The organism is Arthrobacter sp. 05N33_2 (assembly GCF_056397425.1).
On record NZ_JBFTNJ010000140.1, the window covers coordinates 1 to 1,669 of the forward strand.

The following is a 1,669-nucleotide window of genomic DNA, read 5'->3' on the forward strand; positions in this document are numbered from 1 at the left end:
GTCTTCCACGGCTCCATCAGCTATCTGACCCTGCTCTTCATTGCCCTGGCCGTCGACCCGTTCGTCGGCTCGGCCATCATGGGCGGCTGATCCCCCGTTCATCTGCCTGACGCTCCCTCACCAGTGGTGGGGGAGCGTCAGCTGTATCAGGGGGACGGTCCTTTTCGGTCCCGGGGTATCCTTACGAACCGGCCAGGCGACACAACCCCAGGGGGAGCCCGTGATCAACCGCAGCGATGTACTTCAGGCACAGAACCGCATCAGTGGCCACGTGCGGCGCACACCGTTGCTCCGTGGTGGTACCGCTGCCGCCCCGCTCTGGTTCAAATGTGAGTTCCTGCAGCACACGGGCGTCTTCAAGGCACGCGGCGCCTTCAACCGCCAGCTCGCCGCCCGGGAGCGCGGGGACCTTGACCCGGCAGTCGGTGTAGTGGCGGCGTCGGGCGGCAACGCGGGTTTGGCGAACGCGTACGCCGCCGCGGTCCTCGGTGTGCCGGCGACGGTGTTCGTCCCGGAGAACGCCCCGCGGGTAAAGGTCGAGCGTCTCCTCGCGTACAACGCCACGGTCCGGCAGGTCGGCGCCGAGTACGCGGAGGCTTTCGCGGCCGCAATGCACTACGTGGAAGATACCGGCGCCCTGTTCTGCCATGCGTACGACCAGCTGGAAATTGCGGCAGGCGCAGGCACCCTGGCCGAGGAAATCCTCGAGGACGAGCCCGGCATCGACACGATCGTCGTCGCCGTCGGCGGCGGCGGACTCTATGCGGGCGTGGCGGCAGCTGCCGAGGGCCGGGCCCGCGTCGTCGCGGTCGAGCCCTACACCATCCCCACGCTGCACGCGGCCCTCGACGCCGGCCGCCCGGTAGATGTGGCCGTTTCGGGCGTCGCCGCGGACTCCCTCGGGGCCAGGCGCGTGGGTGGGATCGCCTTCAGCATCGCCTCACGCGTCCCGCCGACCTCTGTGCTGGTGGACGACGCCGCCATCGTCGCCGCCCGGTCACAGTTGTGGGGCGATTACCGGATCCCCGCCGAATACGGGGCTGCGGCTGCGTTCGCGGCGCTCACGTCAGGGGCGTACACACCCGCCGAAGGGGAACGCGTCGCGGTGATCGTCTGCGGGGCGAACACCGATGCCTGCACGCTGGAGAACGAGCCGGGCGCCGACTGAATAGCGCCGACTGAGGGGTGCCGCCTAACCGTGCCGGGAAGCGGCGCTGCCGGCCTGCTGCCGGTCCGGATGGTAGCGGGCCGAATAGTGCTGGTCGAAGCGGGCCCGCGCGATCCGCCCGAGCCGTTCGACAGTGTGCCAGCTGATGACCGCAATGAGCAGGGTCACCACAATGGCGGACACCGCGATGAGCGGCGGCAGATCGGCCGTGGAGCCGCCGTTGAGCCAAAGAATGACGGGGTAGTTCCAGAGATACGCTGCGTAGGAGACGGTGCCCAGCAGCTGCACCGGGCGCGTCCACTTCGGCATCACCGCGGTTCGGGACGCGGCCAGCGCGACCAGGACGGCCGCGGCGGCCATGGCCAGCGGGCCGCCAATGAACATGAAGGCCGGTGTTTCGTTGGCCTTCGGGAAGTAGATCAGCGCGGCCAGGACGGCGACGGAACCGAGCAGGGCCGCGCGCCTGAGCCAGCGGCCGGTGAACCAGTTGAACACATGGAC

At 69.2% G+C, this 1,669-nt stretch carries 2 protein-coding genes; one reads left to right on the forward strand and one right to left on the reverse strand.

What is annotated here, in order from left to right:
* Positions 1–220 precede the first annotated feature (220 nt).
* Positions 221–1,168: a threonine/serine dehydratase gene (locus tag AC1DHX_RS20670; protein WP_476858601.1), complete on the forward strand. Its 948-nt coding sequence runs from the start codon at positions 221–223 to the stop codon at positions 1,166–1,168.
* Between the two features lie 24 nt (positions 1,169–1,192).
* Here AC1DHX_RS20670 and AC1DHX_RS20675 read toward each other — a convergent pair.
* The coding region (locus AC1DHX_RS20675) for an acyltransferase family protein (protein WP_476900458.1) at positions 1,193–1,669 on the reverse strand (477 nt) is incomplete at its 5' end.